General features: G+C 71.2%; 21 protein-coding genes. 12 read left to right on the top strand and 9 right to left on the bottom strand.

Features of this window, described 5'->3' with window-relative positions; all coding sequences use genetic code 11:
• Positions 1-54: 54 nt before the first annotated feature.
• Together ACIQM0_RS13055 and ACIQM0_RS13050 are read right to left on the bottom strand one after the other, a co-directional pair.
• Entirely contained in the window at positions 55-2,316 is a 2,262-nt protein-coding gene (locus ACIQM0_RS13055) for a helix-hairpin-helix domain-containing protein (protein ID WP_401286010.1), read from the bottom strand.
• Positions 2,313-3,296, bottom strand: coding sequence for an aldo/keto reductase (locus ACIQM0_RS13050; RefSeq protein WP_401286009.1), 984 nt, complete (start codon positions 3,294-3,296; stop codon positions 2,313-2,315). Before ACIQM0_RS13050 ends, ACIQM0_RS13055 begins: the two co-directional genes overlap by 4 nt.
• 140 nt (positions 3,297-3,436) lie before the next feature.
• On the opposite strand from ACIQM0_RS13050, the gene ACIQM0_RS13045 reads away from it, so the two are divergent.
• Entirely contained in the window at positions 3,437-4,486 is a 1,050-nt protein-coding gene (locus ACIQM0_RS13045; protein ID WP_401286008.1) for an LLM class F420-dependent oxidoreductase, read from the top strand.
• A 247-nt stretch (positions 4,487-4,733) separates the two neighbouring features.
• On the top strand, positions 4,734-5,522 hold the full coding sequence (locus ACIQM0_RS13040) for a ferritin-like domain-containing protein (protein ID WP_401286007.1): 789 nt from the start codon (positions 4,734-4,736) through the stop codon (positions 5,520-5,522).
• 36 nt (positions 5,523-5,558) lie between these two features.
• Here ACIQM0_RS13040 and corA read toward each other — a convergent pair whose 3' ends face one another.
• A complete protein-coding gene (gene corA, locus ACIQM0_RS13035) occupies positions 5,559-6,554 on the bottom strand; it encodes a magnesium/cobalt transporter CorA (protein WP_401286006.1) in 996 nt (331 codons plus the stop codon).
• A gap of 59 nt (positions 6,555-6,613) precedes the next feature.
• On the opposite strand from corA, the gene ACIQM0_RS13030 reads away from it, so the two are divergent.
• The 5 genes from ACIQM0_RS13030 to ACIQM0_RS13010 all read left to right on the top strand — a co-directional run bounded on the left by ACIQM0_RS13030 (position 6,614) and on the right by ACIQM0_RS13010 (position 13,374).
• Positions 6,614-7,324 carry a histidine phosphatase family protein gene (locus tag ACIQM0_RS13030; protein ID WP_401286005.1) on the top strand — a complete coding sequence of 237 codons (711 nt, stop codon included), beginning with the start codon at positions 6,614-6,616 and terminating at the stop codon, positions 7,322-7,324.
• Positions 7,325-7,429: 105 nt separating this feature from the next.
• Positions 7,430-8,020, top strand: coding sequence for a DUF3090 domain-containing protein (locus ACIQM0_RS13025; protein WP_363030388.1), 591 nt, complete (start codon positions 7,430-7,432; stop codon positions 8,018-8,020).
• A complete protein-coding gene (locus tag ACIQM0_RS13020) occupies positions 7,984-8,823 on the top strand; it encodes an SCO1664 family protein (protein ID WP_401286004.1) in 840 nt (279 codons plus the stop codon). The genes ACIQM0_RS13025 and ACIQM0_RS13020 overlap by 37 nt, the downstream gene beginning before the upstream one ends.
• A gap of 167 nt (positions 8,824-8,990) precedes the next feature.
• On the top strand, positions 8,991-10,220 hold the full coding sequence (gene mshC / locus ACIQM0_RS13015) for a cysteine--1-D-myo-inosityl 2-amino-2-deoxy-alpha-D-glucopyranoside ligase (RefSeq protein ID WP_385039836.1): 1,230 nt from the start codon (positions 8,991-8,993) through the stop codon (positions 10,218-10,220).
• Positions 10,221-10,329: 109 nt separating this feature from the next.
• Positions 10,330-13,374 (top strand): NPCBM/NEW2 domain-containing protein, encoded by a 3,045-nt coding sequence (locus tag ACIQM0_RS13010; RefSeq protein ID WP_401286003.1) that lies wholly within the window; start codon positions 10,330-10,332, stop codon positions 13,372-13,374.
• A 63-nt stretch (positions 13,375-13,437) separates the two neighbouring features.
• Here ACIQM0_RS13010 and ACIQM0_RS13005 read toward each other — a convergent pair whose 3' ends face one another.
• Positions 13,438-14,571: a PAC2 family protein gene (locus ACIQM0_RS13005; RefSeq protein ID WP_401286002.1), complete on the bottom strand. Its 1,134-nt coding sequence runs from the start codon at positions 14,569-14,571 to the stop codon at positions 13,438-13,440.
• A 257-nt stretch (positions 14,572-14,828) separates the two neighbouring features.
• Between ACIQM0_RS13005 and ACIQM0_RS13000 the strand changes: the two genes are divergently transcribed.
• The 5 genes from ACIQM0_RS13000 to ACIQM0_RS12980 all read left to right on the top strand — a co-directional run bounded on the left by ACIQM0_RS13000 (position 14,829) and on the right by ACIQM0_RS12980 (position 20,659).
• On the top strand, positions 14,829-16,166 hold the full coding sequence (locus ACIQM0_RS13000; RefSeq protein WP_401286001.1) for an L-fuconate dehydratase: 1,338 nt from the start codon (positions 14,829-14,831) through the stop codon (positions 16,164-16,166).
• Positions 16,163-16,942: an SDR family NAD(P)-dependent oxidoreductase gene (locus ACIQM0_RS12995; protein WP_401286000.1), complete on the top strand. Its 780-nt coding sequence runs from the start codon at positions 16,163-16,165 to the stop codon at positions 16,940-16,942. Before ACIQM0_RS13000 ends, ACIQM0_RS12995 begins: the two co-directional genes overlap by 4 nt.
• A 104-nt stretch (positions 16,943-17,046) precedes the next feature.
• Positions 17,047-18,087: a sugar ABC transporter substrate-binding protein gene (locus ACIQM0_RS12990; protein WP_401285999.1), complete on the top strand. Its 1,041-nt coding sequence runs from the start codon at positions 17,047-17,049 to the stop codon at positions 18,085-18,087.
• A 2-nt stretch (positions 18,088-18,089) separates the two neighbouring features.
• Entirely contained in the window at positions 18,090-19,610 is a 1,521-nt protein-coding gene (locus ACIQM0_RS12985; RefSeq protein WP_401285998.1) for a sugar ABC transporter ATP-binding protein, read from the top strand.
• The gene (locus ACIQM0_RS12980) at positions 19,607-20,659 is read left to right on the top strand and encodes an ABC transporter permease (protein WP_401285997.1); all 1,053 of its coding nucleotides are present in this window, start codon (positions 19,607-19,609) and stop codon (positions 20,657-20,659) included. The genes ACIQM0_RS12985 and ACIQM0_RS12980 overlap by 4 nt, the downstream gene beginning before the upstream one ends.
• 100 nt (positions 20,660-20,759) lie before the next feature.
• Here ACIQM0_RS12980 and ACIQM0_RS12975 read toward each other — a convergent pair whose 3' ends face one another.
• The 5 genes from ACIQM0_RS12975 to ACIQM0_RS12955 all read right to left on the bottom strand — a co-directional run bounded on the left by ACIQM0_RS12975 (position 20,760) and on the right by ACIQM0_RS12955 (position 26,677).
• Positions 20,760-21,431, bottom strand: coding sequence for a FadR/GntR family transcriptional regulator (locus ACIQM0_RS12975; protein WP_123468707.1), 672 nt, complete (start codon positions 21,429-21,431; stop codon positions 20,760-20,762).
• A gap of 208 nt (positions 21,432-21,639) precedes the next feature.
• Positions 21,640-23,253, bottom strand: coding sequence for an FAD-dependent oxidoreductase (locus tag ACIQM0_RS12970; protein WP_401285996.1), 1,614 nt, complete (start codon positions 23,251-23,253; stop codon positions 21,640-21,642).
• Positions 23,254-23,258: 5 nt separating this feature from the next.
• Positions 23,259-24,809 (bottom strand): glycerol kinase GlpK, encoded by a 1,551-nt coding sequence (glpK, locus tag ACIQM0_RS12965; RefSeq protein ID WP_401285995.1) that lies wholly within the window; start codon positions 24,807-24,809, stop codon positions 23,259-23,261.
• Between the two features lie 54 nt (positions 24,810-24,863).
• Positions 24,864-25,655 carry an MIP/aquaporin family protein gene (locus ACIQM0_RS12960; RefSeq protein WP_401285994.1) on the bottom strand — a complete coding sequence of 264 codons (792 nt, stop codon included), beginning with the start codon at positions 25,653-25,655 and terminating at the stop codon, positions 24,864-24,866.
• 239 nt (positions 25,656-25,894) lie between these two features.
• Positions 25,895-26,677, bottom strand: coding sequence for an IclR family transcriptional regulator (locus tag ACIQM0_RS12955; protein WP_401285993.1), 783 nt, complete (start codon positions 26,675-26,677; stop codon positions 25,895-25,897).
• Positions 26,678-26,714 lie beyond the last annotated feature (37 nt).

Below are 26,714 nucleotides of genomic sequence, written 5' to 3'. Positions count from 1 at the left end.
TGCCGTGCCGGAGGGCCGGGCGGACGCGCGACGCATCCGCCCGGCCCTCCCGTCTCAGCCGTCCGACGCCTCCAGCAACATGCGCAGCCGGGTCGTGCGGTCCTGCGCGGGGGACTCGGCGACGGCGCGCGGCAGGGCCTGATCCACCCCGTGCACCACCGACAGATGCCGCTCACCCCGGCTGAAGGCGGTGTAGACCCAGGGGCGGCTGAGCCCCTGCGCCGCGTCACCGGGCAGTACGACGACCACCGCGGGCCACCGCATACCGGCCGCCTGATGGGCGCTGAGCGCCCAGGCGTGGCGCACGGACGCCTCCACCCGCTCCTGCGGCACGACGACCGGGGTCCCCGCGCAGTCCAGGTGCAGGCCCTCGGTGTCGGCCGAGACGACCACGCCGGGCACGGTCCTGCCCGGTGCGGGGACATGGGCGATCCGGTCGCCGGGGTCGAAGCCGCCGAACCGTCCGGGGCCGGGGTTGAGCCGCTGCTTGAGCGCCTCGTTCAGCGCCCGGGTACCCGCGGAGCCGCCGTGGCCGACGGTGATCACCTGGGTGCCGGACGACGGCACACCGATGGCGCGCGGCACCGAGTCGGCGACCAGCTGCACCGTGCGGTGCACCGCCTCGCCCGCGTCACGCACGGGCACGATCACCACTTCCCGGCCCGGCGCCGCCACCTGGTTCAGCTCCCCGATACCGATGCCGGAGACCAGCTCACCGATCGGACCGGGGTCCGGCGTACGGGAGACGATCTGCGGGCACGCACGGGCGGCCAGCACATCGGCGAACACCCGCCCCGCACCCGCAGAGCCCAGCACGCCCGGATCGCCGCTGAGTACCAGACGGGTCCCGTCGGCCAGGGCCTCCACCAGCATCGCGCCGGTCTCGACGTCGAGCTGCGGGGCGTCCAGCACGACGAGGAGATCGACGGCCACGGCCCCCTCCTCGTCCCGTCCGGGGCCCTCGGTGCCGGAGAGCAGCCCGGCCAGTGTGACGGCCGCCGACGGGTCGCCGACCGCCTCGGCCAGCCGCTGCCGGCCGTCCACGCTGTGGGTGGCGCCCAGCGCCCGCAGACCGAGGCCGCTCGCCGCCGCGATCAGCGCCGCGGGCTCGGCCCTGGCGGCCTCGCCGCCGGTGTGCGCGACGAGCCCGTGGGCCGCGGCCGTACGGATCAGCTCGGCGGCCGAGGGGGAGGGCGCGGACGAGGCGGCCTCCGACCAGTCGGCGTCCTTCTCGCAGGCGTTCACCAGCCGGGCCAGCCCGTCGGCGAGGCTCTCCTCGGCCAGCGCGTACCGGTCGAGGCCGAGGAACACCTGCACCGGCTCCCGCCCGTCCCCGGCCTCCGCGCCCTCGTCGGAGTCGGCGCCCGCGGCCGGGTCCTCGGCCGGGTCCTCGGTCTCCTCGTCCTCCGGGCCGTCCTGGAAGACCAGGACGACGCCCTCGGCGACGGCGTGCCGCACGGCCGCTTCGGGGTCGGCCACCGCCCGCCCGGCGAGCGCGGCCCGCACCTCCGCGGCGTCCAGCGCGGTGTGGCCCTGGAGCGCGGCGCGCTCCAGCAGCCAGCCGACCAGGGCCGCGGTGCGCCGCTCGTCGTCGGGCCCGCACCCATCACCCAGGAGCGCCCGTGCGAAGCCGTCCGCCTGCTCGGGCCCGACGCCGGGGAGGGAGAGCAACTGCCAGGGGTCCTCGCGCAGGGCCTCGGCGGCCTGTGCGCCGAGCGTTCCGGCGGCCGGGGCGGCCAGGTTCTCGGGAGCCCCGCCGGCGGCCAGCACGGCCGCCACGGCGGCGACCGCCTCCGGAGCGGCGCCCAGGGGGGCGCGGACGGACTCGGCGGCCCGTTCCCGGACCGGGGGCGGCGCGGGGACGGTCCGGCGGGGCGCGGTGGGAGCGGGGGAGTCGAAGAACGCGGCTCCCGGCTTCTCGCCGCTCTCCACGGCGCGCACGGCGGCCAGCAGATCGGCGGCCGGTCCGCTCAGCTTCGTACCGGCGGGGATGGGGCCGTCCTTCTCGGCCTTGCGCTTCTCGATCCGCTCCAGCAGCTCGCGCTGGGCGGCCAGCTCCGCCTCGGCCTCGGAGACGGCCGGGGCAGCCGGGGTGTCACCGTCGGCGCTCCCGTCGGTCCCCGCGGCGGGGTCCGTGCCGGCCGCCGCCTCGTCATCGGTACCGTCGGCGCTTTCCTCGTCGCTCGCTTCGGAGGCCGCCTCTTCGGGCCCGGCCGCCGACTCCTCGGCCGGGGTGTCCGTGGAGGCGTCCGCGACGACGCTGTCGTCGTCGGTGGCCGAGGGGCCGGGGGATTCCCCCCGGGGAAGCGCAGTCACAGCGTGCTCCAGTCCTGGTCGGGATAGCGGTGCACGGGCGCCGACACATCGTCGAGCGCGCGGCAGATCTCGTCAGGAAGACTAAGCGCCTCCACTGACAATGCCTCCGCGAGCTGCCGCGCGTTGCGCGCGCCGACGATCGGGGCCACCACCCCCGGCCGGTCCCGCACCCAGGCGAGCGCCACCTGGAGCGGCGTCGTGGCCAGCCCGTCGGCCGCGGTCGCCACGGCGTCCACGATGCGGCTCGCCGGGTCGTCGAGGTACGGCTCGACGAACGGGGCCAGCAGCTCGGAGGCGCCGCGCGAGTCCGCCGGGGTGCCGGTGCGGTACTTGGCGGTCAGCACGCCCCGGCCCAGCGGCGACGACGGCAGCAGCCCGACACCGAGGTCGAGCGCCGCCGGCAACACCTCGCGCTCCACGCCCCGTTGCAGCAGCGAGTACTCCATCTGCGTACTGGCCAGCCGGGTCCGCACGCCGGGCGAGGCCAGCTGCCAGGTCGCGGCCTTGGCGAGTTGCCAGCCGCAGAAGTTCGACACCCCCGCGTACCGGGCGCGCCCGCTGGACACCGCGATGTCGAGTGCCTGGAGCGTCTCGTCCAGCGGCGTCACCGGGTCGAAGGCGTGCACCTGCCACAGGTCCACGTAGTCGGTGTCGAGCCGGGCCAGCGAGGCGTCGAGGGCGGCCAGCAGGTGCCCGCGCGAACCGTTGAACCTGCGGTAGGGGTCGGGCACGCTGCCGGCCTTGGTCGCGATGACCAGATCGTGCCGCGGCACCAGGTTGTCGACGAGGCGCCCGAGCAGGTACTCGGACTCGCCGCCGCCGTACACGTCCGCGGTGTCGACCAGGGTGCCGCCCACCTCCCAGAAGGCCTTCAGCTGCTCGGCAGCGTCGTGCTCGTCGGTGTCCCGGCCCCAGGTGAGGGTGCCGAGCCCGATCCGGGACACTCGAAGGCCGGTGCGGCCGAGATGCCTCTGCTCCATGGGCGCTGAGATTACTGGCCAGGGGTCCGGTCGTCGCAGGGCTGTGGACAACCGGGGCCCGGGTCACCCCTGCCGGATCGTGTTCCCGCGCGCTAGAGTCCGGAGCACAGGGACGTTACTGATCAGTAAGGGGAGCGGTTATGCGGCTCGGCATCAATCTCGGTTACTGGGGCGCGGGCATGGACGGGGACAACCTCGCCGTCGCGCAGGAGGCCGACCGGCTCGGCTACGACGTCTGCTGGGCGGCCGAGGCCTACGGTTCGGACGCCCCGACCGTGCTGACCTGGGTGGCCGCGCAGACCGAGTCCATCGACATCGGCTCCGCGATCATGCAGATCCCGGCCCGCCAGCCCGCCATGACGGCGATGACCGCGGCTACCCTCGACTCGCTCTCCGGCGGCCGGTTCCGGCTCGGCCTCGGGGTGTCGGGACCGCAGGTCTCCGAGGGCTGGTACGGCGTCAAGTTCGACAAGCCGCTGGCCCGCACCCGGGAGTACGTCGAGATCGTCCGCAAGGCGATGACCCGCGAGCGGCTCTCGTACGAGGGGCAGCACTGGACGCTCCCGCTGCCGGACGGACCGGGCAAGCCGATCAAGCTGACCGTCCACCCGCAGCGCGAGCACATCCCGCTGTACATCGCCGCGATCGGCCCGAAGAACCTGGAGCAGACCGGCGAGATCGCGGACGGGGCACTGCTGATCTTCCCCTCCGCGGACCACCTGGAGGACACCGCGGTGAAGCATCTGCGGGCGGGCCGGGAGAAGGCCGGCAAGACCATGGAGGGCTTCGACGTCTGCCCGACCCTGCCGCTCGCCGTCGGCGACGACGTCAACGGCCTCGCCGACATGTTCCGGCCGTACACCGCGCTGTACGTCGGCGGTATGGGCAGCCGCAAGCAGAACTTCTACAACCAGCTCGCCCGGCGCATGGGGTACGAGAAGGAAGCCGCCGAGGTCCAGGACAAGTACCTGTCCGGCGACAAGAGCGGTGCGGCCGCCGCCGTACCGCACCAGCTGATCGACCAGACCACGCTGCTGGGGTCGGTGGAGCGGATCTCCGACCGGATGCAGGCCTACGCGGCCGCGGGGGTCACCACCCTGACCCTGGCCCCGGCCGGCTTCACGCTCGACGAGCGGATCGCCGCGCTGCGGGCCGGTACGGACGCGCTGGAGCGGTCCGGGCTCGCCTGAGGCCCGTTGCCGGAAGCCGGGCCGTACTACGGCCGTGGTGGGGGCTCGGGGGGTCTCCCCGCCACGGCCGTCACACGGGACAACGCGACCGGGGCGGTCTGGTTACGGGGCATGTGCGGAAACGGTTCCCCAACGTTGTATCCGCACCGCGTGCACGTTCGGCCCAGTCCGGGGGCCTTCCTGTTGCCCGTCGGTGCCGGGAGCATTTGACTGTCGCTCGGCGGATGCCGGCACGGAGGTGGCAGTGATGCTCTCGGCAAAGAACCTGTTCCAGGAGATTCTCGACGACGACGAGTCGTTCCGGCTGTTCTGCTCCATCGCCGCCGGCGGGGAGTCCCAGGGAGGCTGGGAGAACGGCCGCATCGCGGCCCTCGCACCCGCCAGCCAGCGCGCGCTGGCCCCCAAGATCGCCCGGCACGGAGCCGACGAGGACAAGCACGGCCGGATCTTCAACGCCCTGCTCAGGAAGCGCGGACTCACACCCGTCGAGGTCCCGCACGAGACCGACTACACGATGCTGCTGGAGAAGTACGGCATCGGCCTCCCCCATGAGCAGCTGGGGCGGGAGGAGCCGCTCGCCGAGCGCGACATCATCACCTACCTCGCACACAGCCGGGTGACCGAGCAGCGCGCCTCCGAGCAGATGCGGCTGCTGCGGAGGTACTTCGCCGACCACCCCGACCTGGGCCGCGCGGTGCGGATGATCTCGAACGACGAGGACAACCACCTGGCGTACTGCCACGAGGAACTGCTGCGCTTCGCCCGGTCGGGACACGGCCGTACGATCCAGAGCATCCTGCGCGAGTGCGCGCTCGGCGAGATCCGCGTCTACCGCGACGTCAGCCTCGCGGTGATGGACCACATGGGCCGCATCCTGGGCTGGCCGAGGGCCAAGGCCGCGGTGCTGGCCGCGGGAATCCACGCCGTCTACGCGTACGAGCGCCTCGTGGGCTGGCGGCGCATGGTGAGCCTGGTGCCGCCCGAGCGGCGCGACGCGCTGGGCGGTCCGGCCGTGCCGGCGCCCGAGTTCGGCTGAGGGGCTGTCGCGTGACCGCCGGCCCCGCCGCCCCCGTCAGAGCCAGCCGCGCCGCTTGAACTGCCGGTACAGGCCCAGGACCACGCCCGCCATCAGCAGGATCACCGCCGGATAGGCCCACGCCCACTTCAGTTCCGGCATGTGCTCGAAGTTCATGCCGTAGATCCCCGCGACCATGGTCGGCACCGCCGCCATCGCCGCCCAGGCCGAGATCTTGCGCATGTCGTCGTTCTGCCGCACTCCCATCTGGGCGAGGTGCGCGGACAGGATGTCGGAGAGCAGCCGGTCGAGCCCCTCCACCTGCTCGTTGGCGCGCGTCAGATGGTCCTGGACGTCCCGGAAGAAGGGCTGCGACTGCTCGCGGACGAAGGGCACCCCCGCGCTCGCCAGCCGGGCCATCGGGGCGGCCAGCGGGACCGTCGCCCTGCGGAACTCCAGCACCTGGCGCTTGAAGGTGTAGATGCGGGCCGCGGTGTTCTTGGAGTCGCCGGTGACGGACGGGGCGAAGACCTCCGTCTCCAGCTCCTCCAGGTCGACCTGGAGCTCGCCCGCGACATCGATGTAGTGGTCCACGACCGCGTCGCTGATCGCGTACAGCACCGCCGTGGGCCCGTGCTTGAGCACATCGGCCTCCGACTCCAGCCGGCGGCGCACGGCGGCCAGCGGCGCGGCCTCGCCGTGCCGGACCGTCACCACGAACGAGTCGCCTATGAACACCATCAGTTCGTCCGTGCTGACCGTGTCGCTCTCGTGGTCGTACAGGACCGGCTTTATCACCGCGAACATCGAGTCGTCGTACACCTCCAGCTTCGGCCGCTGGTGCGCGGCCAGGGCGTCCTCCACCGCCAGCGGGTGCAGCCCGAACTCGCTGCTGACCAGTTCGAACTCCTTCTCCGTCGGTTCGTGCAGGCCGATCCACAAGAAGGCGTCGCCGGTGGCCCGGGCCTCTTCGAGAGCGTCGGAGAAGTCGGCCGGGCCGTCGGTGCGGCGTCCGTCCCGGTAGATGGCGCAGTCCACGATCACGGCGCGCATTCTGCCCTGCTCCGGTCCCCGGCGCACCTTTGCCGGAGCGGCGGCCTACGCTGGCCCGTATGCCCACCCTGATCCTCGTACGCCACGGACGCTCCACCGCCAACACGGCTGCCGTGCTCGCGGGCCGGACTCCCGGAGTCGCGCTCGACGAGCGCGGCGCAGAGCAGGCCGCGGCGCTCCCCGGCCGGCTGGCCGCGCTGCCCATCGCCGCGGTCGTCAGCAGCCCCCTGCAGCGCTGCCGCGAGACGCTGCGGCCGCTGCTCGACGCCCGGCCGGACCTGCCGCTGCACACCGAGGAGCGGATCAGCGAGTGCGACTACGGCGACTGGTCGGGCCGCAAGCTCGCGGAGCTCGCCGACGAGCCGCTGATGACGGTCGTGCAGCAGCACCCCTCGGCGGCGGCGTTCCCCGGCGGCGAGTCCATGAGGGCGATGCAGGCACGCGCCGTCGACGCGGTCCGGGAGTGGAACGCCCGGATCGAGGCGGAGCACGGCGAGAACGCCGTCTACGTGATGTGCTCGCACGGCGACATCATCAAGTCCCTCGTCGCCGACGCGCTCGGCATGCACCTGGACCTCTTCCAGCGGGTCCACGCCGACCCGTGCTCGGTCACCGCGATCCGCTACACCAGGCTGCGGCCCTTCCTGCTGAGGCTCGGTGACACGGGCGATCTGGCCTCGCTGGCCCCGCGCGAACCGGCCCCCGACGAGGGCGGGACGGCGGACGGAGAGGCCGATGCCGCGGTCGGGGGCGGCGCTGGGGCGCCGTGATCGCTCCGCGCAGTAGGGTGGACGCGCCGTAGGCGCCATTCCGGGAGATCCCTCCCGTGCCCCGGCCGACCCCTCATCCGCGTCAAATCACAAGGGAGACAGGACGTGTCCCGTCAGGTGTTCCTCTACGACCCCCCGGACCGTTTCGTGGCCGGTACGGTCGGGCTGCCTGGACGTCGTACGTTCTTCCTGCAGGCATCCTCAGGCGGACGTGTCACCAGCGTGGCCCTGGAGAAGACCCAAGTCGCCGCGCTCGCCGAGCGGGTGGAAGAACTGCTCGACGAGGTGGTCCGCCGCACCGGGGGAAATTCCCCGGTGCCCGCGGTGGCCCCGATGGACGTCACCGACACCGCTCCGCTCGACGTCCCCGTCGAGGAGGAGTTCCGCGTCGGCACGATGGCACTCGCCTGGGACGGCGAGGAACAACGCATGATCGTCGAGGCGCAGGCCCTGGTCGAGCTGGACGCGGAATCCGTCGAGGATCTCGCGGAGGCCGAGGAGCGGCTCCTCCAGGACGAGGAGAACGGCCCGCCGATGCTCCGGGTCCGGCTCAGCGGGGCGCAGGCCCGTGCCTTCGCCAAGCGCGCCCTGGACGTCGTGAACGCCGGCCGCCCGCCGTGTCCGCTGTGCAGTCTCCCGCTCGATCCGGAAGGACACGTATGCCCCCGCCAGAACGGATACCGCCGCGGGGCCTGACCGACGCCGAGCGGATGACCCTGCTCGGCAAGGGCGAGCTCACCGTTCTCGGACAGGTCCGGGGAGCGTCCAACGCGGTGCTGTACTGCTCGGTCGCGTACGAGGGCGAGCAGACGCACTGCGTCTACAAGCCGGTGGCCGGCGAACAGCCCCTGTGGGACTTCCCCGACGGCACGCTCGCCCAGCGCGAGGTGGCCGCCTACGAGGTCTCCGAGGCGACCGGCTGGGGTCTGGTGCCGCCGACCGTGCTGCGGGACGGGCCCTACGGCCAGGGCATGTGCCAGCTGTGGATCGAGGCCGCACCGCGGGACGAGGACGAACCGGGGCTGCTCGCGCTCGTCGAGGACGAGGAGCCGGCCGAGGGCTGGAAGGCCGTGGCCCTCGCCGAGGTCGGTGAGGGGAAGACCGCGCTGCTGGTCCACGCGGACGACCCCAGGCTGCGGCGGCTCGCGGTCCTGGACGCCGTGATCAACAACGGCGACCGGAAGGGCGGACACTTGCTGCCCGCGCCCGACGGCCGGCTGTACGGGATCGATCACGGCGTCACCTTCAACGCCGAGGACAAGCTGCGCACCCTGCTGTGGGGCTGGGCGGGCGAGCCGCTGCCGGCGGAGGCCGTGGAGGTGCTCGACCGGCTGGCCGGGGAGCTGGAGGCGGGGGCCGCGCTGGTCACCCGGCTGGGCGAACTGATCACCGCGGCCGAGATCGAGGCGCTGCGGGCCCGTGTGGCGGGGCTGCGGTCGACGGGGCTCCACCGGGAGCCGAGCGGTGGGTGGCCGGCCATTCCGTGGCCGCCGGTATAGGCCGGGGCCCGGCGGGCGGCCCCTGACGCGACCGCCCCTCCCGGACCGGCCCGGGTACGCGGCCGGGGGAGCGACGCACCTTTCCGGGCCGCGCGCAAGAGTGCCTCTTCGGACAGGTTGCCCCCTCCGGTTCGTATCCGGAAGCCGCGTCCGGTTACGCTCATCGCATGCATGCCTGGCCCGCTTCTGAGGTCCCCGCCCTGCCTGGCAAGGGCCGCGACCTTCGGATCCACGACACCGCGACCGGCGGACGGATCACCCTTGACCCCGGTCCCGTCGCCCGCATCTATGTCTGCGGCATCACGCCGTACGACGCGACCCATATGGGTCATGCGGCGACTTACAACGCGTTCGACCTCGTTCAGCGCGTGTGGCTCGACACCAAGCGGCAGGTTCACTATGTCCAGAACGTGACCGACGTGGACGATCCGCTGCTGGAGCGGGCCGTGCGCGACGGTGAGGACTGGACCGAGCTCGCCGAGCGCGAGACGGCCCTGTTCCGTGAGGACATGACTGCCCTGCGCATGCTCCCGCCGCAGCACTACATCGGAGCCGTCGAGGCGATACCCGGCATCGTGCCGCTCGTCGAACGACTCCGTGACGCGGGCGCCGCCTACGACCTCGACGGCGATGTGTACTTCTCCGTCGACACCGACCCGCGCTTCGGCCAGGTCTCCAACCTGGACGCCGAGGCGATGCGGCTGCTCTCCGCGGAGCGCGGCGGCGACCCGGAGCGCCCGGGTAAGAAGAACCCCCTCGACCCGATGCTCTGGATGGCCGCCCGTGAGGGCGAGCCGAGCTGGGACGGCGCCTCGCTCGGTGCCGGCCGGCCCGGCTGGCACATCGAGTGCGTCGCCATCGCCCTGGACCACCTCGGCATGGGCTTCGACGTCCAGGGAGGCGGCTCCGACCTCGCCTTCCCGCACCACGAGATGGGCGCCTCGCACGCCCAGGTGCTGACCGGCGAGCACCCGTTCGCCCAGGCGTACGTGCACGCCGGCATGGTCGGCCTGGACGGCGAGAAGATGTCGAAGTCCAAGGGGAACCTGGTCTTCGTCTCGGTGCTCCGCCGCGACGGCGTGGACCCGGCGGCGATCCGTCTCGCCCTGCTCTCGCACCACTACCGGTCCGACTGGGAGTGGACCGATCAGGTGCTCGCCGACGCGGTCGAGCGGCTCGCTCGCTGGCGCGCCGCCGTCTCGCGGCCCGACGGGCTCTCCGCCGACGCCCTGGTCGAGGAGGTCCGCGAGGCCCTCGCCGACGATCTGGACACCCCGGCGGCCCTGGCCGCGGTGGACCGCTGGGCCGAGCGGCAGACCGCCGACGGCGGCACGGACGAGGGGGCGCCGGGACTCGTCTCGCGCACCGTCGACGCGCTGCTTGGTGTCGCGCTGTAACTGCCCGCGGTATTACGTCCGTTCACCGGCCCCGAACTTCTTGATGAAGTTCGGGGCCGGTTCCGTTTTGTCCATGGTCAAATGCTCGATGCTGCGCTAAAAGCGCTCTATGCAATCATCCACACGCATCAGAACGGCAGTTGTTGCAGCGCTGCTGGGGCTGTTCGCCGTCCTCTCCGGACCGGGCAGCGCACAGGCGGATCCGGCCGCCCCCACCGGGTCGACGGTCGGCGATCTCACCGGCTTCTCGGCCGACGGATCCGTCTACCACCTGCGTGCGGGGGCCGCCGAGGCCCGCGTCAGCTTCGTGTCCGACGAGACCTTCCGGATCGAACTCGCCCCGGACGGCACGTTCTCCGACCCGGCCGGCGACGCCATCGTGCTGCCCCAGGGATCGCCGCCCCGCACCCGGTGGAAGGAGCGCAGCGACCGTTACGACCTCTCCACCGGGGACGTCACGCTGCGTGCATACAAGTCGCCTCTGCGATTCGCCCTGTACCGGGCCGACGGCAGCCGGGTCTGGTCCGAGGCCAAGGGGCTCAGCTGGGACGGCGAGAAGACCACCCAGACCCTCGCACGCGGCGGCGACGAGCAGTTCTACGGCGCCGGTATGCAGAACGGCCGCGGCAACACCTCGCACCGCGGTCAGACCGTCGAGGTCGGCGTCGACTACAACTGGGACGACGGCGGACACCCCAACTCGGTGCCGTTCTACCTCTCGTCGGCCGGCTACGGCGTGTTCCGCAACACCTTCGCGCCCAACACCTACGCCTTCACCGACCCGGTGACCGCCAGCGCTGAGGAACAGCGCTTCGACGCCTACTACTTCGCGGGTGACGCCAAGGACGTCATAGGCCAGTACACGAAGCTCACCGGCAAGCCGTTCCTGCCGCCCGTGTACGGCATGGAGATCGGTGACGCCGACTGCTACCTGCACAACGCCAACCGCGGCGAGCGTCACACCCTGGACTCGCTGAAGGTGGCCGACGGCTACGTCGAGAACGACATGCCGAACGGCTGGATGCTCGTCAACGACGGCTACGGCTGCGGTCACGAGGACCTCGCGGAGACCGCCAAGGGCCTCCAGGACCGCGACATGCAGCTCGGCCTGTGGACCCAGGACGGCATCGACAAGATCGCTGAACAGGTCAAGGCCGGCCAGCGCGTCGCCAAGCTCGACGTGGCCTGGATCGGGGACGGCTACAAGTTCGCCCTGGACGGCTGCAAGGACGCCTACAAGGGCATCGAGGACAACAGCGACGCCCGCGGCTTCACCTACGCCCCCGAGAGCTGGTCGGGCGCGCAGCGCTGCGGTGTCCAGTGGTCCGGCGACCAGTACGGCACCTGGGACTACATCCGGTGGCAGATCCCGACCTACGCGGGCGCCACGATGTCCGGCCTCGCCTACACCACGGGCGACGTCGACGGCATCTTCGGCGGCAGCGCCAAGACGTACACCCGTGACCTCCAGTGGAAGATGTTCCTGGGGACCACGATGACCATGGACGGCTGGGCGGCCAGCGACAAGCAGCCCTTCCGCTACGGGGAGCCCTACACCTCCGTCAACCGCGACTACCTCAAGCTCAAGGAGTCGCTGCTGCCCTACCAGTACTCCTACGCGCACGAGGCGACGAAGACCGGCGTCGGCATGGTCCGCCCGCTGGTGCTGGAGTACCCGGACGACCCGAAGGCCGCGACGGACGCGGCGAAGTACGAGTTCATGTCCGGCGAGGACTTCCTCGTCGCCCCGGTCTACCAGGACAGCACCGAGCGCGACGGCATCTACCTGCCGAAGGGCACCTGGACCGACTACTGGACCGGGCGGACCTACCAGGGCCCGACCACCGTCAACGACTACAGCGCCCCGCTCGACACCCTGCCGCTGTTCGTCAGGGGCGGCGCCGCCGTGCCGATGTGGCCGGGCATCCGCTCGTACAAGGACCGCACCGCCGGCTCCCCGCTCGCCTGGGACATCTACCCGCAGGGCAAGTCCTCGTTCACCCTGTACGAGGACGACGGCGTGACCCGCAAGCACCGCGACGGCGCGTACGCCACCCAGACCGCCGATGTCCGCGCGCCGGCCAAGGGCGCGGGCGACATCACCGTGAACATCGGTGAGAGCAAGGGCAAGTTCACCGGGAAGCAGAGCGGCCGCCCGTACGAGTTCAGTGTGCACACCGGCTCCGAGCCGAGCGCGGTGAAGCTCACCGGCAAGCTGCCCCGGCTCGGCTCCGCCGCCGCGTACGCCTCGGCGAAGCAGGGCTGGTGGTACGACCGCGACGACCGCGGTGGTGTGGTGAAGATCAAGACGGCACCGCTGTCCACGGGCAAGAAGTTCTCCGTGAAGCTGGAGAACACCAGCGCGGTCGGCGGACGGAACGCGGCCGCGACGGCCACCGTCTCCGCGCCGCAGGGCCAGGAGATCGGCGCGGGCGCCACGGGCACCGTCGCCGTCGACGTCACCGCGGGCAAGGCCGATGTCACGGACGCGGCCGTCTCCCTGGACGTCCCCAAGGGCTGGAAGACCACCGCGGCCCCCGCGGTGCACCGGATCCCGGCGGGCACCACCCGGCGGGTCGAGGTGTCGGTCACCCCGGCGAAGGACGCCGCGCCGGGGGAGGCGCGGATCACCGCGCGCGCCCGCTACCGCTCTGCGGGTGAATCCCGTACGGCGGTCCGGCGGATCGCCGCCGGGGTGATGCCGGCGCCGCCCACCGGTGAGGTGTGGGCGAGCGATCTGGAGTGGCTGAGTTCGGTCAACGGCTACGGTCCGGCGGAGCGCGACCGCAGCAACGGCGAATCGGGCGCGGCCGACGGCGGCCCGCTCACGCTGGCCGGGAAGGTGTACGAGAAGGGGATCGGCACTCATGCCGACTCCGACATCGAGGTCTATCTCGGCGGACAGTGCTCGAAGTTCACCGCGGACGCGGGGATCGACGACGAGATCGACGGATACGGCGAGGTGGCGTTCTCCGTCGAGGCCGACGGCAAGGTGCTCTGGACCTCGCCGAAGGTGACGGGGGCGTCGGCGACCGTACCGGTGGACGTGCCGCTCGACGGCGCGCGCCATGTGCGTCTGAAGGTCACGGACACCAACGGGTCCAAGACCGGCGACCACGGTGACTGGGGCGCCGCGCGCTTCACCTGCTCCTGAGTGTCCGCGACGAAGCTAGGGAGCCGGGCGGGTGTCCACCCGCCCGGCTCCCGGCTGTCCGGCTCAGTCCTCCGACGAATCCTCCGACGCGCTCCCCGGCGAGTCCTCCGGCGGATCCTGCGAGGCATCCTCCGGGGCACTTCCCGGGGCGGCCTCCGGCCGTCCGCCCGGTGCGGAGCCCGGCGCGGAGCCTCCCGAGGAGCCGGTCGCGGACCCGCTTCCCGATCCGCTCACCGGCCCCGGTCCGGTATCCGGCCGGGTCGGCTTCGGCGGCCTGGTCCGGCCGCTCGACGTGTCCCGCAGATACGAGCCGTCGCCGCTCTCCGTCGCGTGTCCGCCCGGACCGGAACCCGGGCCGGGGTCCCGGCGCCGCAGATAGCGCTCGAACTCCCGGGCGATGGCCTCGCCGCTCGCCTCGGGAAGCTCCGCGGTGTCCCGGGCCTCCTCCAGCGTCTGCACGTACTCCGCCACCTCGCTGTCCTCGGCGGCCAGTTGGTCGACCCCGAGCTGCCAGGCGCGCGCGTCCTCGGCCAGTTCACCCAGCGGGATGCGCAGCCCGATGAGATCCTCCAGGCGGTTCAGCAGCGCCAGGGTGGCCTTCGGGTTGGGCGGCTGCGACACGTAGTGCGGCACCGCCGCCCACAGGCTCACGGCCGGCACACCCGCGTGGGTGCACGCCTCCTGGAGGATGCCGACGATGCCGGTCGGCCCCTCGTACCTGGTCTCCTCCAGGTCCATGGTCCGCGCCAGGTCCGGATCGGACGTGACGCCGCTGACCGGTACCGGACGGGTGTGCGGGGTGTCGCCGAGCAGCGCACCGAGCACCACCACCATCTCGACGCCCAGCTCATGGGCGAAGCCCAGGATCTCGTTGCAGAACGAGCGCCAGCGCATCGACGGCTCGATGCCCCGGACCAGGACGAGGTCGCGGGGCTTGTCCCCGCCGATGCGGACCACGGAGAGCCGGGTCGTCGGCCAGGTGACCTTGCGCACCCCGCCGTCCAGCCACACCGTCGGGCGGTTGACCTGGAAGTCGTAGTAGTCCTCGGCGTCCAGCGCCGCGAACACCTCGCCCTTCCACTCCCGGTCCAGGTGCGCGACCGCGGTGGAAGCGGCGTCACCTGCGTCGTTCCACCCCTCGAACGCGGCCACCATGACCGGGTCGATCAGCTCGGGAACGCCCTCGAGCTCGATCACCCAGGCCTCCTTCCGAAGTTCCCTTGCGTACGGAACAACCTTACGGCTTCCGGCCACCCTCGCCGCAGTCCCTGCGGACGGCCGGGCGAACCCGGGCCACGAAGGTGCATCACCGGCCGAATCAGGGCATCAGGCCCGCCATACATCCGAGCTGTGTGGGGGCAATTTCGCCTCAACCCTGGACGTTGGGGCCTTCGGGGCGCTATACATCGGATGACCAGAGCAGAGGTCCGATGTTATTTCCCCTGGGGGCGCGCATGAGTCAGACCGTCACGGATTTCGAGGTTCACGACATCCGTTTTCCGACCTCGGAACAACTGGACGGCTCGGACGCCATGAACCCCGATCCCGACTACTCGGCTGCCTATGTCGTACTGCGTACCGACGCCGCGGACCATGATGGTGGCGGTATCGAGGGACATGGCTTCTGTTTCACCATCGGGCGCGGCAACGAGGTGATGGCGGCCGCCATCCAGGCGCTGCGGCCCTATGTGGTGGGGCGTCCCGTGCCCCGCACCGCGGCCGACCTCGGTGCGCTGTACCGGGACCTCACCCACGATTCCCAACTCCGCTGGCTGGGGCCCGAGAAGGGCGTGATGCACATGGCGGCCGGCGCGGTCGTCAACGCCGCCTGGGACCTGGCGGCGAAGCGGGCGGACAGACCCGTCTGGCAGTTCCTGGCCGAGATGACGCCCGAGGAGCTCGTCTCCCTCGTCGACTTCCGCTACCTCAGCGACGCCCTCACCCCCGAGGAGGCGCTCGCGATCCTGCGCGCCGCCGAACCGGGCCGGGCCGAGCGGGCCGAGCGGCTGCGCGCCGAGGGATACCCCGCCTACACCACCTCGCCCGGCTGGCTCGGCTACTCCGACGACAAGCTGGTCAGACTGGCGAAGGAGGCGGTCGCCGACGGCTTCACCCAGATCAAACTGAAGGTCGGCGGAAACCTTGAGGACGACGTCCGCAGGCTCGGGCTCGCCCGCGAGGCCGTCGGCACCGACGTACGGATCGCGGTCGACGCCAACCAGCGCTGGGACGTCGCCGACGCGGTGGAGTGGATGACCGCGCTCGCGCCGTACGACCCGCACTGGATCGAGGAGCCGACCAGCCCCGACGACATCCTCGGCCACGCCGCCGTGCGCGCCGGGCAGCCGGTCAAGGTCGCCACCGGCGAACACGTCGCCAACCGGGTCGTGTTCAAGCAGCTGCTCCAGGCCGGCGCGGTCGACTTCGTCCAGATCGACGCCGCGCGGGTCGCGGGTGTCAACGAGAACCTGGCGATCCTGCTGCTCGCCGCCAAGTACGGCGTTCCGGTCTGCCCGCACGCGGGCGGCGTCGGACTGTGCGAGCTGGTGCAGCACCTCTCGATGTTCGACTATGTGGCGGTCTCCGGCACCTGGGAGGACCGAGTGATCGAATACGTCGATCATCTGCACGAACACTTCGCCGACCCCACCGTGATCGACTCGGGCCGCTACCGGACGCCTTCGTCCCCGGGCTTCTCCGCCCGGATGCTTCCCGAGTCGATCGCCGCACACCGCTACCCGCAGGGCCCCGTATGGCAGGCCCGCCGCACCACTGAGGAGGACGGCCGATGACCGGCACACGCGACTTCGAGGGAATGAACGCCCTGGTGACGGGCGGTGCCTCCGGGATCGGGGCCGCCGTCGCGACCATGCTCCTGGAGCGCGGGGCCCGTGTGGCGGTCCTCGACCGGGAGACCGCGGGCGCCCCCGAGGGCACCCTCGCCGTCGAGGCGGACGTCAGCGACGACGCGGCCGTGCGCGAGGCGGTCGACCGGGCGGCAGCCGAACTGGGCTCCCTGCACACGCTCGTGTCGAACGCGGGCATCGGTTCCATCGGCACCGTCGAGGACAACGACGACGACGAGTGGACCCGGGTCCTGGACATCAACGTCCTCGGCATGGTCCGCACCGCCCGGCACGCCCTGCCGCATCTGCGGCGCGCCGCCGCCGAGCGCCCCGGCGCCGTCTCGATCACCCAGACCTGTTCGATCGCCGCGACCGCCGGGCTGCCGCAGCGCGCCCTGTACAGCGCGAGCAAGGGCGCGGTCCTCTCGCTGACCCTCGCGATGGCCGCCGACCACGTCCGCGAGGGCGTCCGTGTCAACTGCGTCAACCCCGGCACCGCGGACACCCCGTGGGTCGGCCGGCTGCTCGGCCAGGCCGACGACCCGGCCGCAGAGCGCGCGGCGCTCAGCGCCCGGCAGCCGCTGGGCCGGCTGGTCTCCGCCGACGAGGTGGCCGCCGCGGTCGTCTACCTCGCCAGCCCCGCCGCGGCCTCCGTGACGGGTACCGCACTGGCCGTCGACGGCGGAATGCAGGGCCTGCGCCTGCGCCCCGCCGGCAGCTGACCTGAGGGTGCGCTGCCCGAGCCGAACACCTGGGCCGCACACCCCGCACCCCAGTAATGCCATCAGATCTCCGAGCCGGTACTCCACAAAGGAACGGGACACCAATGAGAGTGCGTACGACGAGTGCGGCAGCCTGCGCCGTACTGCTGGCCGTCACTGCCCTCGCGGGCTGCAACCGCGAATCATCGGACGACGGTGCGGGTGGCGGGAAGGTCGGTATCGACCTGCCGCGCAGCGACAGCGACTTCTGGAACTCCTACCAGAACTACATCCAGAAGGGGGTCAAGAGCGGCGAGGTCAAGGCGCTGCCGCTGACCAACTCGCAGAACGACATCGGCAAGCTGGTCGCCAATGTCCAGACCTTCACCGACCAGGGCGCCAAGGCCGTGGTGATGGCTCCTCAGGACACCGGCGCGATAGCCGAGTCGCTGAGCACCCTGAACGAGAAGAAGATCCCGGTCATCAGCGTCGACACCCGCCCCGACAAGGGCGACATCTACATGGTGGTGCGCGCCGACAACAAGGCGTACGGGGCCAACGCCTGCAAGTACCTCGGCGAGCAGCTGAAGGGCAAGGGCAAGGTCGTCGAGTTCCAGGGCGACCTCTCCTCGATCAACGGCCGCGACCGCTCCGAGGCCTTCAAGACCTGCATGGAGAAGGACTTCCCGGACATCAAGGTGTTCGAGCTGGCCACCGACTGGAAGGGTGACGTCGCCTCCGCGAAGCTCCAGTCGACGCTGGCCGCCCACCCCGACATCAACGGCATCTACATGCAGGCGGGCGGTGTCTTCCTGCAGCCGACCCTCGCGCTCCTGGAGCAGAAGAAGCTGCTGAAGCCGGCCGGTTCGCCGGGCCACATCACCATCATCTCCAACGACGGCATCCCGGAGGAGTTCGACGCCATCAAGGCCGGGAAGATCGACGCGACGATCTCCCAGCCGGCCGACCTGTACGCGAAGTACGCGCTGTACTACGCGAAGGCGGCGCTGGACGGGAAGACCTTCAAGGAGGGCCCGACCGACCACGACTCCAACATCATCAAGATCCCCAACGGCTTCGAGGACCAGCTCCCCGCGCCGCTGGTGACCAAGGACAACGTCGACGACCCGAAGCTGTGGGCCAACCAGCTGGAGAAGAAGAGCTAGCCATGGACCAGGCACCACCACCTGCCGTACAGGCGGAAGGCGTTGTCAAACGCTTCGGACCCACCGTCGCGCTCGACGGGGTGCAGCTCACCGTGCGACCCGGTGAGTCGCACGCCCTCGTCGGCCGCAACGGCGCGGGCAAGTCGACCCTGGTCAGCGTGCTGACCGGACTCCACAGGGCCGACGCGGGCACGGTCACCTTCGGCGGGGAGCCCGCGCCCGCCTTCGGGGACACCACGGCCTGGCAGTCGAAGGTCGCCTGCGTCTACCAGAAGTCCATGGTCGTCCCCGATCTGACCGTCGCGGAGAACCTCTTCCTCAACCGGTTCGACGACAACGCCCGCTGGATCAGCTGGGGGCGGCTGCGCAAGCGCGCGGAGCAGCTCCTCGCCGACTACGGCGTCCAGGTCGACCCGAACACCCGGGCCCGCGATCTCGCCGTCGAGCAGCGTCAGTTCGTCGAGATCGCCCGCGCGCTGTCCTTCGGCGCGCGGCTGATCATCCTCGACGAGCCGACCGCCCAGCTCGACGCCCGGGGCATCGGGCGGCTCTTCGACAAGCTCCGGGAACTGCAGAGCCAGGGAGTGGCGTTCCTCTTCATCTCCCACCACCTGCAGGAGGTGTACGAGCTCTGCACGGCGGTCACCGTCTACCGCGACGCCCGCCACGTCCTGACCGCCCCGGTGGCGGACGTGTCGAAGACGGATCTGGTGGCGGCGATGACGGGCGAGAAGTCCGGCGGCGCCGTCGCCTGGCACGCGGCCGGCACCGCCACACCGCCCGACGCGTCGGCGGAGCCCGTCCTGCGCACCGAGGGGCTCACCCTGGAGGGCAGGTTCGAACCGCTGGACCTCCAGGTGCGCCCCGGTGAGGTGCTCGGCCTGGCCGGCTCTGCGGCGAGCGGCAACACCGCGCTGGGCGAGGTCCTGGCGGGGATGCGCAAGGCGGGCGGCGGCACGGTCCGGGTGCACGGCGAGGCCGTGCGCTCGGGGAGCGTGCCGCACGCGCTGGCCGCCGGAATCGGCTACATCCCCGAGGACCGGCACGACCAGGGCCTCGTCCTGCAGCGCAGCGTCGCCGAGAACGCCACCCTCACGGTCACCGACCAGCTCGGACCGTGGGGAACCGTACTGCCCTCCCGTACGCGGGAGTTCGCCCGGGGCATGATCGACTCGCTGGACATCAAGACCCAGGGCCCCGAGCAGCCCGTCTCCGGGCTCTCCGGCGGCAACCAGCAGAAGGTGGTGGTCGCCCGCGCGCTGGCCCGCAAGCCCAGCGTGCTGGTGGCCGTCCGGCCCACCGCGGGGGTGGACGTCAAGTCCAAGGACTCGCTCCTCGGGGTCGTCCGGCGGGTCGCCGACGAGGGCAATGCCGCAGTCGTCGTCTCGGACGAGCTGGACGATCTGCGGGTCTGCGACCGGGTGCTCGCCCTGTTCCACGGGCGAGTGGTCGCCACGTTCGCAAGCGGGTGGAGCGACGGGGAACTCGTCGCCGCCATGGAAGGTGTGGGGGAAAGGGAATGACCGGCACGATACGGCCGTCCACGGCCGACGACATCAACAGGGAACCGAAGGGCGGGCTCGGCGACGACAGTCCGCTGAGCCGGCTCAAGCTGATCCGGTGGAGCGACTTCTCCCTGGTGCCGGTGATCCTGGTGCTGATGGTGATCGGCTTCATCGTCTCGCCGGTCTTCCTGACCTCGGACAACCTGATCAGCGTCGTCCAGCAGTCCTCCGAGCTCAGCCTGCTGGTCCTGGGCCAGGCGCTGATCCTGATCTGCGGGCGGATGGACCTGTCGCTGGAGTCGACGATCGGCATCGCGCCCGTCGTCGCCATGTGGCTGGTGCTGCCCGGCGACGACGGCCGCTTCGCCGGCCTGGGGGTCCTCCCCACCTGGATGGCGATTCCGCTCTGCCTGCTGGTGGGCCTCGTCATCGGCGCGATCAACGGCTTCCTGATGCTGAAGCTGCGGGTCAACGGCTTCATCGCCACGCTCGGCATGCTGACGATGCTGCGCGGACTCCACATCGGCATCACCGAGGGCAAGTCCATCACCGACGTCCCGGAGTCCTTCCGCTACCTGGGCAAGAGCCAGTGGTTCGGTGTTCCGGCCGCGGTCTGGATCTGCCTGGTGCTCTTCGCGATCGGCGGCGCGGCGCTGGCCTGGCTGCGGCACGGACGCTCGCTGTACGCGATCGGCGGCAACCCGGAAGCGGCGCGTGCCGCGGGTATCCGGGTCGACCGGGTCACCTGGATCGTGCTCGCCATCGGCGGTCTGCTGGCGGCCTTCGCGGGCATCCTCTACACCGGCCACTACGGCGCGGTCGCCGCGACGCAGGGCAACGGCTGGATCTTCCAGGTGTTCGCCGCGGCGGTCATCGGCGGTATCAGCCTCAAGGGCGGGCGCGGCACCCTGTTCGGTGCGCTGACCGGCGTACTGACGCTTCAGCTGGTGGTCAACGTGATGACCCTCGGTGGCGTCCCGGCCCTCTGGAACCAGTTCCTCAACGGCGCGATCATCATCGTCGCGCTGGTCATCTCCCGCTTCGCGAGCGGTGAGAAGCAGGACTGAGCGGTACCAGCTCAAAAGAACGCCGGTGGGGCTGAATTCTCTTCAGCCCCACCGGCGTTCCGGGTGCGGGGCGGAGCCCCGGTTCACCCCGCACCCTCCGCTACAGCGTCGACCGCAGCCACTGCTCCACGCTGGCCACATGCACCGTCGCCCAGGACCGCGCGGCCTCCGCGTCACGGTCCCGCAGCGCCGACACGATCGCCCGGTGCTCGTGCAGCGTCCGGCTCACCGCGTCCTCCTGGGTCAGACCGCGCCAGACCCGGGCCCGCGTCGTCGGCCCGGAAAGACCGTCGAGCAGCGAGCAGAGCACCGAGTTGCCCGACGACTGGACGATGCCGCGGTGGAATTCCAGATCGCAGGCCACGAGCTCCTCGACCGAGGGGCGGCTGCCCAGGGCGTCCAGCTGGGAGCTCAGCAGATCCAGCTGCTCCTCGGTGATCCGGCTCGCCGCCATCGCGGTCGCGGCCGGCTCCAGGATCCGGCGGACCGCCAGGAACTCCAGCACCGTGTCGTCGCGGTGGAAATCCACCACGAAGCTCAGCGCCTCCAGCAGCAACTGCGGATCCAGACTGGTGACATACGTGCCGTCGCCCTGGCGCACGTCGAGAATGCGGATCAGCGACAGGGCGCGCACCGCCTCCCGCAGCGAGTTGCGGGACAGGCCGAGCTCCGCGGCGAGTTCGCTCTCCTTGGGGAGACGATCGCCGGGCCGTAGCGCACCCGAGACGATCATTCCCTTGATCTTCTCGATGGCCTCGTCAGTGACAGCCATGGGCGACCTCCAGACATCCGATGTATCGCCCTATTATGCGTCCCCGGAGGCGCCGGGTGCGCACTTCGGAGCAACCCGTGCGACGGCGGCCCCCCTGGGTGAGTTGTTTCGCCCGGTTCCGTCCTGCGGGGTCCGAAAGCGTCCACCGCGGCCGGCACACGCGGGAGGGGGCGGCGTCCACGGATGGACGCCGCCCCCTCCCGGCGCGTCAGCTCCTGCGGTCGCCGAGCACGGACTCGACGCCGGCCCGGATCTCGTCCGTGGCCAGACCCCGGATCGTCAGCGTCGTCCGGCGCCGCAGCACGTCGTCCGCCGTCTCGGCCCACTCGTGGTCGCGGGCGTAGGCGACCTGCGCCCAGATCTCCGGCGCGTCCGGGTGGATGCGCGCGGCGAGCGCCGGGTTCTCGTTGGCCAGCCGGGCGATGTCGAAGGACAGCGAACCGTAGTGCGTCGCCAGGTGCCGTGCCGTGTCGGCGGACATCCGAGGTCCGGGAGTGCCGCCGTCGACCAGCAGCCGGTGCGCCACCGCGTTCGGGTTGGCGATCCCGGGCAGCGGGAGCTTCTTCGGCAGCCGGGCCATCGGCTCCATGTCCTCGCCCAGCGGGTGCCCGGGGAGCGCGGCCAGCTTGTTCATCACGGTGCGGCCGATGTGGCGGAACGTCGTCCACTTGCCGCCCGCCACCGACAGCATCCCGCCGCGGCCCTCCGTCACGACGGTCTCGCGCTTGGCCTTGGCGGTACCGCCAGGACCACCCGGCAGCACCCGCAGACCCGCGAAGGAGTACGTGATCAGGTCGCGCGACAGCTGCTGGTCCCGGACCGAGAACGCCGCCTCGTCCAGGATCTGCGCGGTGTCCTGCTCGGTGACCGCGACATCCGCCGGATCGCCCTCGTACTCCTCGTCCGTCGTACCCAGCAGCAGCATGTCCTCCCACGGCAGGGCGAACGTGATCCGGTACTTGTCGATCGGGGTGGCGAGCGCGGCCTTCCACGGGCGGGTCCGCTTCAGGACGAGGTGCGCGCCCTTGGAGAGACGTATGGAGGGCGCCGCGTCCGGGTTCTCCATCTTCCGCAGGTGGTCGACCCACGGCCCGGTGGCGTTGAGCACCAGCCGGGCGTCGATCCCGAACTCCGTGCCGTCCACGGAATCCTGCAGCTCGGCACCGGTTACCCGGCCCCTGGTGAAGCGGAGCCCGGTCACGGCGGCGTGGTTGAGCACGGCGGCGCCCGCCTCGACGGCCGCACGGACCGTCATCAGCGCCATCCGCGCGTCGTTCATCTGGTCGTCGCCGTAGACCGCGACGGCCTTCAGGTTGTCGGTACGCAGCTCCGGCACGTCGCGCTGGGCCTTCGCCGGGCTGATCACGTGGCCGACGCCGTCACCGAAGGCGGAGAGCGCCGAGTACGCGAACACGCCCGCGCCGAGCTTGGCCGCGCCGTGCGGCCCGCCCTTGTAGACCGGCAGGTAGAAGGTGAGCGGGTTGGCGAGGTGCGGTGCGACCTGACGGGACACCGCACGCCGCTCGAAGTGGTTCTCCGCCACCAGCTTCACCGCACCGGTCTGCAGGTAGCGCAGACCGCCGTGGAGCAGCTTGGAGGAGGCGGAGGAGGTGGCGCCGGCGAAGTCGCCGGCGTCCACCAGGGCCACCCGCAGTCCGGACTGCGCGGCGTGCCAGGCGGTGGAGATGCCCAGGATGCCGCCGCCGATCACCAGGAGGTCGTACGTCGCCTTGGAAAGCTGCTCCCGGGTCTCGGCGCGGCTCGGAAGGGAGCCGGAGGCCGGATGCGTCCCGAGGGCGGGGACGCTCTGCAGGGTGGTCATGTTCTCTACTCCTCGGCTGTGCTGTCGTCGAGCCAGCCCATGGAGCGTTCCACGGCCTTGAGCCAGCTCTTGTACTCGCGGTCGCGGGTGTCCGCGTCCATGCGGGGGGTCCACTCGGCGGCCCGGCGCCAGTTGGCGCGCAGCGCGTCGGTGTCCGGCCAGAAGCCGACGGCGAGGCCGGCGGCGTAGGCGGCGCCGAGGCAGGTGGTCTCGGCGACCATGGGCCGCACCACGGGTGCGTCCAGGAAGTCGGCGAGCGTCTGCATCAGCAGGTTGTTGGAGGTCATGCCGCCGTCGACCTTGAGCGCGGTCAGCTCGACGCCGGAGTCCTTGGTCATGGCGTCGCTGATCTCGCGGGTCTGCCAGGCGGTGGCCTCCAGCACGGCACGGGCGATGTGCGCCTTGGTGACGTAGCGGGTGAGGCCGGCGATGACGCCGCGGGCGTCGGGGCGCCAGTACGGGGCGAACAGTCCGGAGAAGGCCGGCACGAAGTACGCGCCGCCGTTGTCCTCGACCGACGAGGCCAGGGTCTCGATCTCGGCCGCGGACTGGATCAGGCCCATCTGGTCGCGCATCCACTGCACCAGCGAACCGGTGACGGCGATCGACCCCTCCAGGGCGTAGACCGGCTTCTGCTCGCCGATCTGGTAGCCGACCGTGGTCAGCAGCCCGTTGTAGGAGTTGACGGGCGTCTCGCCGGTGTTCAGCAGCATGAAGGTGCCGGTGCCGTACGTGGACTTGGCCTCGCCCTCGGCGAAACACGTCTGGCCGAACAGCGCGGCCTGCTGGTCACCGAGTGCGGAGGCGACCGGTACGCCGTCGAGCACGCCGCCCTTGGCGTGGCCGTAGACCTCGGCCGAGGACCGGATCTCGGGCAGTACCGCGGCCGGAATGCCGATGGACGCGAGGATCTTGCTGTCCCACGCCATGTTGTGCAGGTTCATCAGGAGCGTGCGCGAGGCGTTGGTGACGTCGGTGACGTGCACGCCGCCCTCGGTGCCGCCGGTCAGGTTCCAGATGATCCAGGAGTCCATGGTGCCGAAGAGGATGTCGCCGCGCTCGGCGCGCTCGCGCAGACCCTCGACGTTGTCGAGCAGCCAGCGGACCTTGGGCCCGGCGAAGTACGAGGCGAGCGGCAGCCCGGTCTCGCGGCGGAAGCGGTCCTGGCCCACGTTGCGGCCGAGCTCCTTGCAGAGCGCGTCGGTGCGGGTGTCCTGCCAGACGAGGGCGTTGTGGACGGGCTCACCGGTGTTCTTGTCCCACATCAGCGTGGTCTCGCGCTGGTTGGTGATACCGATCGCCTTCACGTCGGCGGCGGTGATGCCCGCCTTGACGATGGCGCTCGCCACGACCTCCTGGACGTTCTCCCAGATCTCGGTCGCGTTGTGCTCGACCCAGCCCGGCTTCGGGAAGATCTGCTCGTGCTCCTTCTGGTCGACGGAGACGATCCGGCCGTCCTTGTCGAAGACGATGCAGCGGCTGGAGGTGGTGCCCTGGTCGATGGCCGCGATGAACGGCCCGGTCCCGTGGGTGCCGGTGGTAGGTGCGTCGGTCACGGTGTGCTCCCGGAGGTCTGTGAGGTCTTGGGGTTACGGCGCGGGCTCTGCGGCTCAGGCGAACGCGAGGTTGTAGAGCCCGCCCGCGAGCGCGCCGCCGATGAGGGGGCCGACGACCGGGATCCAGGCGTAGCCCCAGTCGGAACCGCCCTTGTTCGGCAGCGGAAGCAGCGCGTGCACGATACGCGGACCGAGGTCGCGAACCGGGTTGATCGCGTATCCCGTCGGGCCGCCGAGCGAGAGGCCGATGGCGACGACGACCAGGGCGGTGATCAGCGCGCCGAGCGTACCGAGGCCGTTGCCGTTGTCATTGAGGCCCTGGGTGAGGATCGCCAGGACGAGTACGACGGTGGCGATGACCTCGGTGACGACGTTCTGCACGACGTTGCGGATCTCGGGGCCCGTCGAGAAGATGCCGAGCACCGGTCCCGCCTTGGGGGCCGCCGCCGGGTCGACCATGCCCTCTTCACCCGTATGGGCCTTCAGGATCTCCGGATCCGTCAGATGCGCCCGGAACTGCCCGTAGTAGGTCAGCCAGACCAGTACGGCGCCGATCATCGCGCCGAGGAGCTGGGAGGCGAGGTAGAGCGGTACGTCGCTCCACTTGGTACCGCCCTCGATCGCCAGGCCGATGGTGACGGCCGGGTTGAGATGCGCGCCGGAAACGCCGCCCACCAGATACGCGCCGGTCAGGACCGCGAAACCCCACCCGAAGGTGACCGCGAGCCAGCCGGCGTTCTGTGCCTTCGAGTGCTTGAGGGTGACGGCGGCACAGACACCGGCGCCGAGCAGGATGAGCACGGCGGTACCTATGGTCTCGCCGATGAAGATGTCGGAGCTGGACACCCGCGACTCCTTTGTCCTTCGTCCAGGAAGCCGAACCCCGGGTCCCTCCGGTGGTCCGCGCCCTCATGTGAGGGCGTTACCGGCCCTTGGCACTGTCACACCCTAACGCTTGTTTCCGTTAGGCGTTCGACAATGCCGACCGGTGAACGGCAGTGTTTCCCCCAGGTGAATGGGGCGTCAAGGGGTCTGTGGCCTATAACTCGATTGAGCGACTCATTCCCGATGATCCCGAACGGACCTCAGAAGCGCCGGGCGCCCAGATCCCGGGAGACGGCGCGGGCGCAGTCGCGCACCGCCGCGACGAGGTCGGGCCGCAGCTCGCCGTCCGCGCGGACCCGCTCCACCGCACCGGTCACGGCCACGGCGCCGACCGGCATCCGGCGCCGGTCGTGGATCGGGGCGGCCACCGCGGCGACGCCCTCCCAGGTCTCCTCCGTGTCCGCCGCCCAGCCGCGTGCGCGGATCAGGTCGAGCATCGACTCGAACTCCTCCGGATCGGTGACGGTGCGGGGCGTGAAGGACTGCCGCTCGGACTCCATGGCCTCCGTGTGCGCCACCGGGTCGTAGGCCGCCAGCACCTTGCCCAGGGCCGTGGAGTGCAGCGGCTGCATGGCCCCGACCTCCAGGACCTGCCGGCTGTCGTCGGGCCGGAAGACGTGGTGGACGATGAGGACGCCCTGCTGGTGCAGGACGCCCAGATGGACGCTCTCGCCGCTGGAGCGGGCCAGGTCGTCCGTCCAGACCAGTGCGCGGGCCCGCAGCTCGTGGACGTCCAGATAGCTGTTGCCCAGGCGCAGCAGCTCGGCGCCGAGCTGATAGCGGCCGGAAGCGGTGTCCTGCTCGACGAAGCCCTCGTGCTGGAGCGTGCGCAGGATGCCGTGCGCGGTGCCCTTGGCCAGGCCCAGCGAGGAGGAGATGTCGGAGAGTCCCAGTCGCCGCTCGCCGCCCGCCAGCAGCCGCAGCATCGCGGCCGCCCGCTCCAGCGACTGGATGTTCTTGGCCATCGCGCCGTACTCCTCCACTGTGGTTCGACAATGCTGAACAGTATCGGTCCATGCC

Origin of the sequence: Streptomyces sp. NPDC091387 (assembly GCF_044756945.1) — a bacterium.
Taxonomy (GTDB): Bacteria; Actinomycetota; Actinomycetes; order Streptomycetales; family Streptomycetaceae; genus Streptomyces.
Note: the sequence above shows the minus strand (reverse complement) of the source record. Positions and strands in the feature narration are given on the sequence as shown.

Excerpts from the sequence above, each read along its gene's own strand:
- ACIQM0_RS12980 (WP_401285997.1), top strand. The coding sequence starts at position 19,607 with ATGACCGGCACGATACGGCCGTCCACGGCCGACGACATCAACAGGGAA.
- ACIQM0_RS12985 (WP_401285998.1), top strand. The coding sequence starts at position 18,090 with ATGGACCAGGCACCACCACCTGCCGTACAGGCGGAAGGCGTTGTCAAA.
- mshC (WP_385039836.1), top strand. The coding sequence starts at position 8,991 with ATGCATGCCTGGCCCGCTTCTGAGGTCCCCGCCCTGCCTGGCAAGGGC.
- ACIQM0_RS13040 (WP_401286007.1), top strand. The coding sequence starts at position 4,734 with ATGCTCTCGGCAAAGAACCTGTTCCAGGAGATTCTCGACGACGACGAG.
- ACIQM0_RS13045 (WP_401286008.1), top strand. The coding sequence starts at position 3,437 with ATGCGGCTCGGCATCAATCTCGGTTACTGGGGCGCGGGCATGGACGGG.
- ACIQM0_RS12990 (WP_401285999.1), top strand. The coding sequence starts at position 17,047 with ATGAGAGTGCGTACGACGAGTGCGGCAGCCTGCGCCGTACTGCTGGCC.
- ACIQM0_RS13050 (WP_401286009.1), bottom strand. The coding sequence starts at position 3,296 with ATGGAGCAGAGGCATCTCGGCCGCACCGGCCTTCGAGTGTCCCGGATC.
- ACIQM0_RS12995 (WP_401286000.1), top strand. The coding sequence starts at position 16,163 with ATGACCGGCACACGCGACTTCGAGGGAATGAACGCCCTGGTGACGGGC.
- ACIQM0_RS12970 (WP_401285996.1), bottom strand. The coding sequence starts at position 23,253 with ATGACCACCCTGCAGAGCGTCCCCGCCCTCGGGACGCATCCGGCCTCC.
- ACIQM0_RS12975 (WP_123468707.1), bottom strand. The coding sequence starts at position 21,431 with ATGGCTGTCACTGACGAGGCCATCGAGAAGATCAAGGGAATGATCGTC.
- ACIQM0_RS13010 (WP_401286003.1), top strand. The coding sequence starts at position 10,330 with ATGCAATCATCCACACGCATCAGAACGGCAGTTGTTGCAGCGCTGCTG.
- ACIQM0_RS13000 (WP_401286001.1), top strand. The coding sequence starts at position 14,829 with ATGAGTCAGACCGTCACGGATTTCGAGGTTCACGACATCCGTTTTCCG.
- ACIQM0_RS13030 (WP_401286005.1), top strand. The coding sequence starts at position 6,614 with ATGCCCACCCTGATCCTCGTACGCCACGGACGCTCCACCGCCAACACG.
- ACIQM0_RS13020 (WP_401286004.1), top strand. The coding sequence starts at position 7,984 with ATGCCCCCGCCAGAACGGATACCGCCGCGGGGCCTGACCGACGCCGAG.
- corA (WP_401286006.1), bottom strand. The coding sequence starts at position 6,554 with ATGCGCGCCGTGATCGTGGACTGCGCCATCTACCGGGACGGACGCCGC.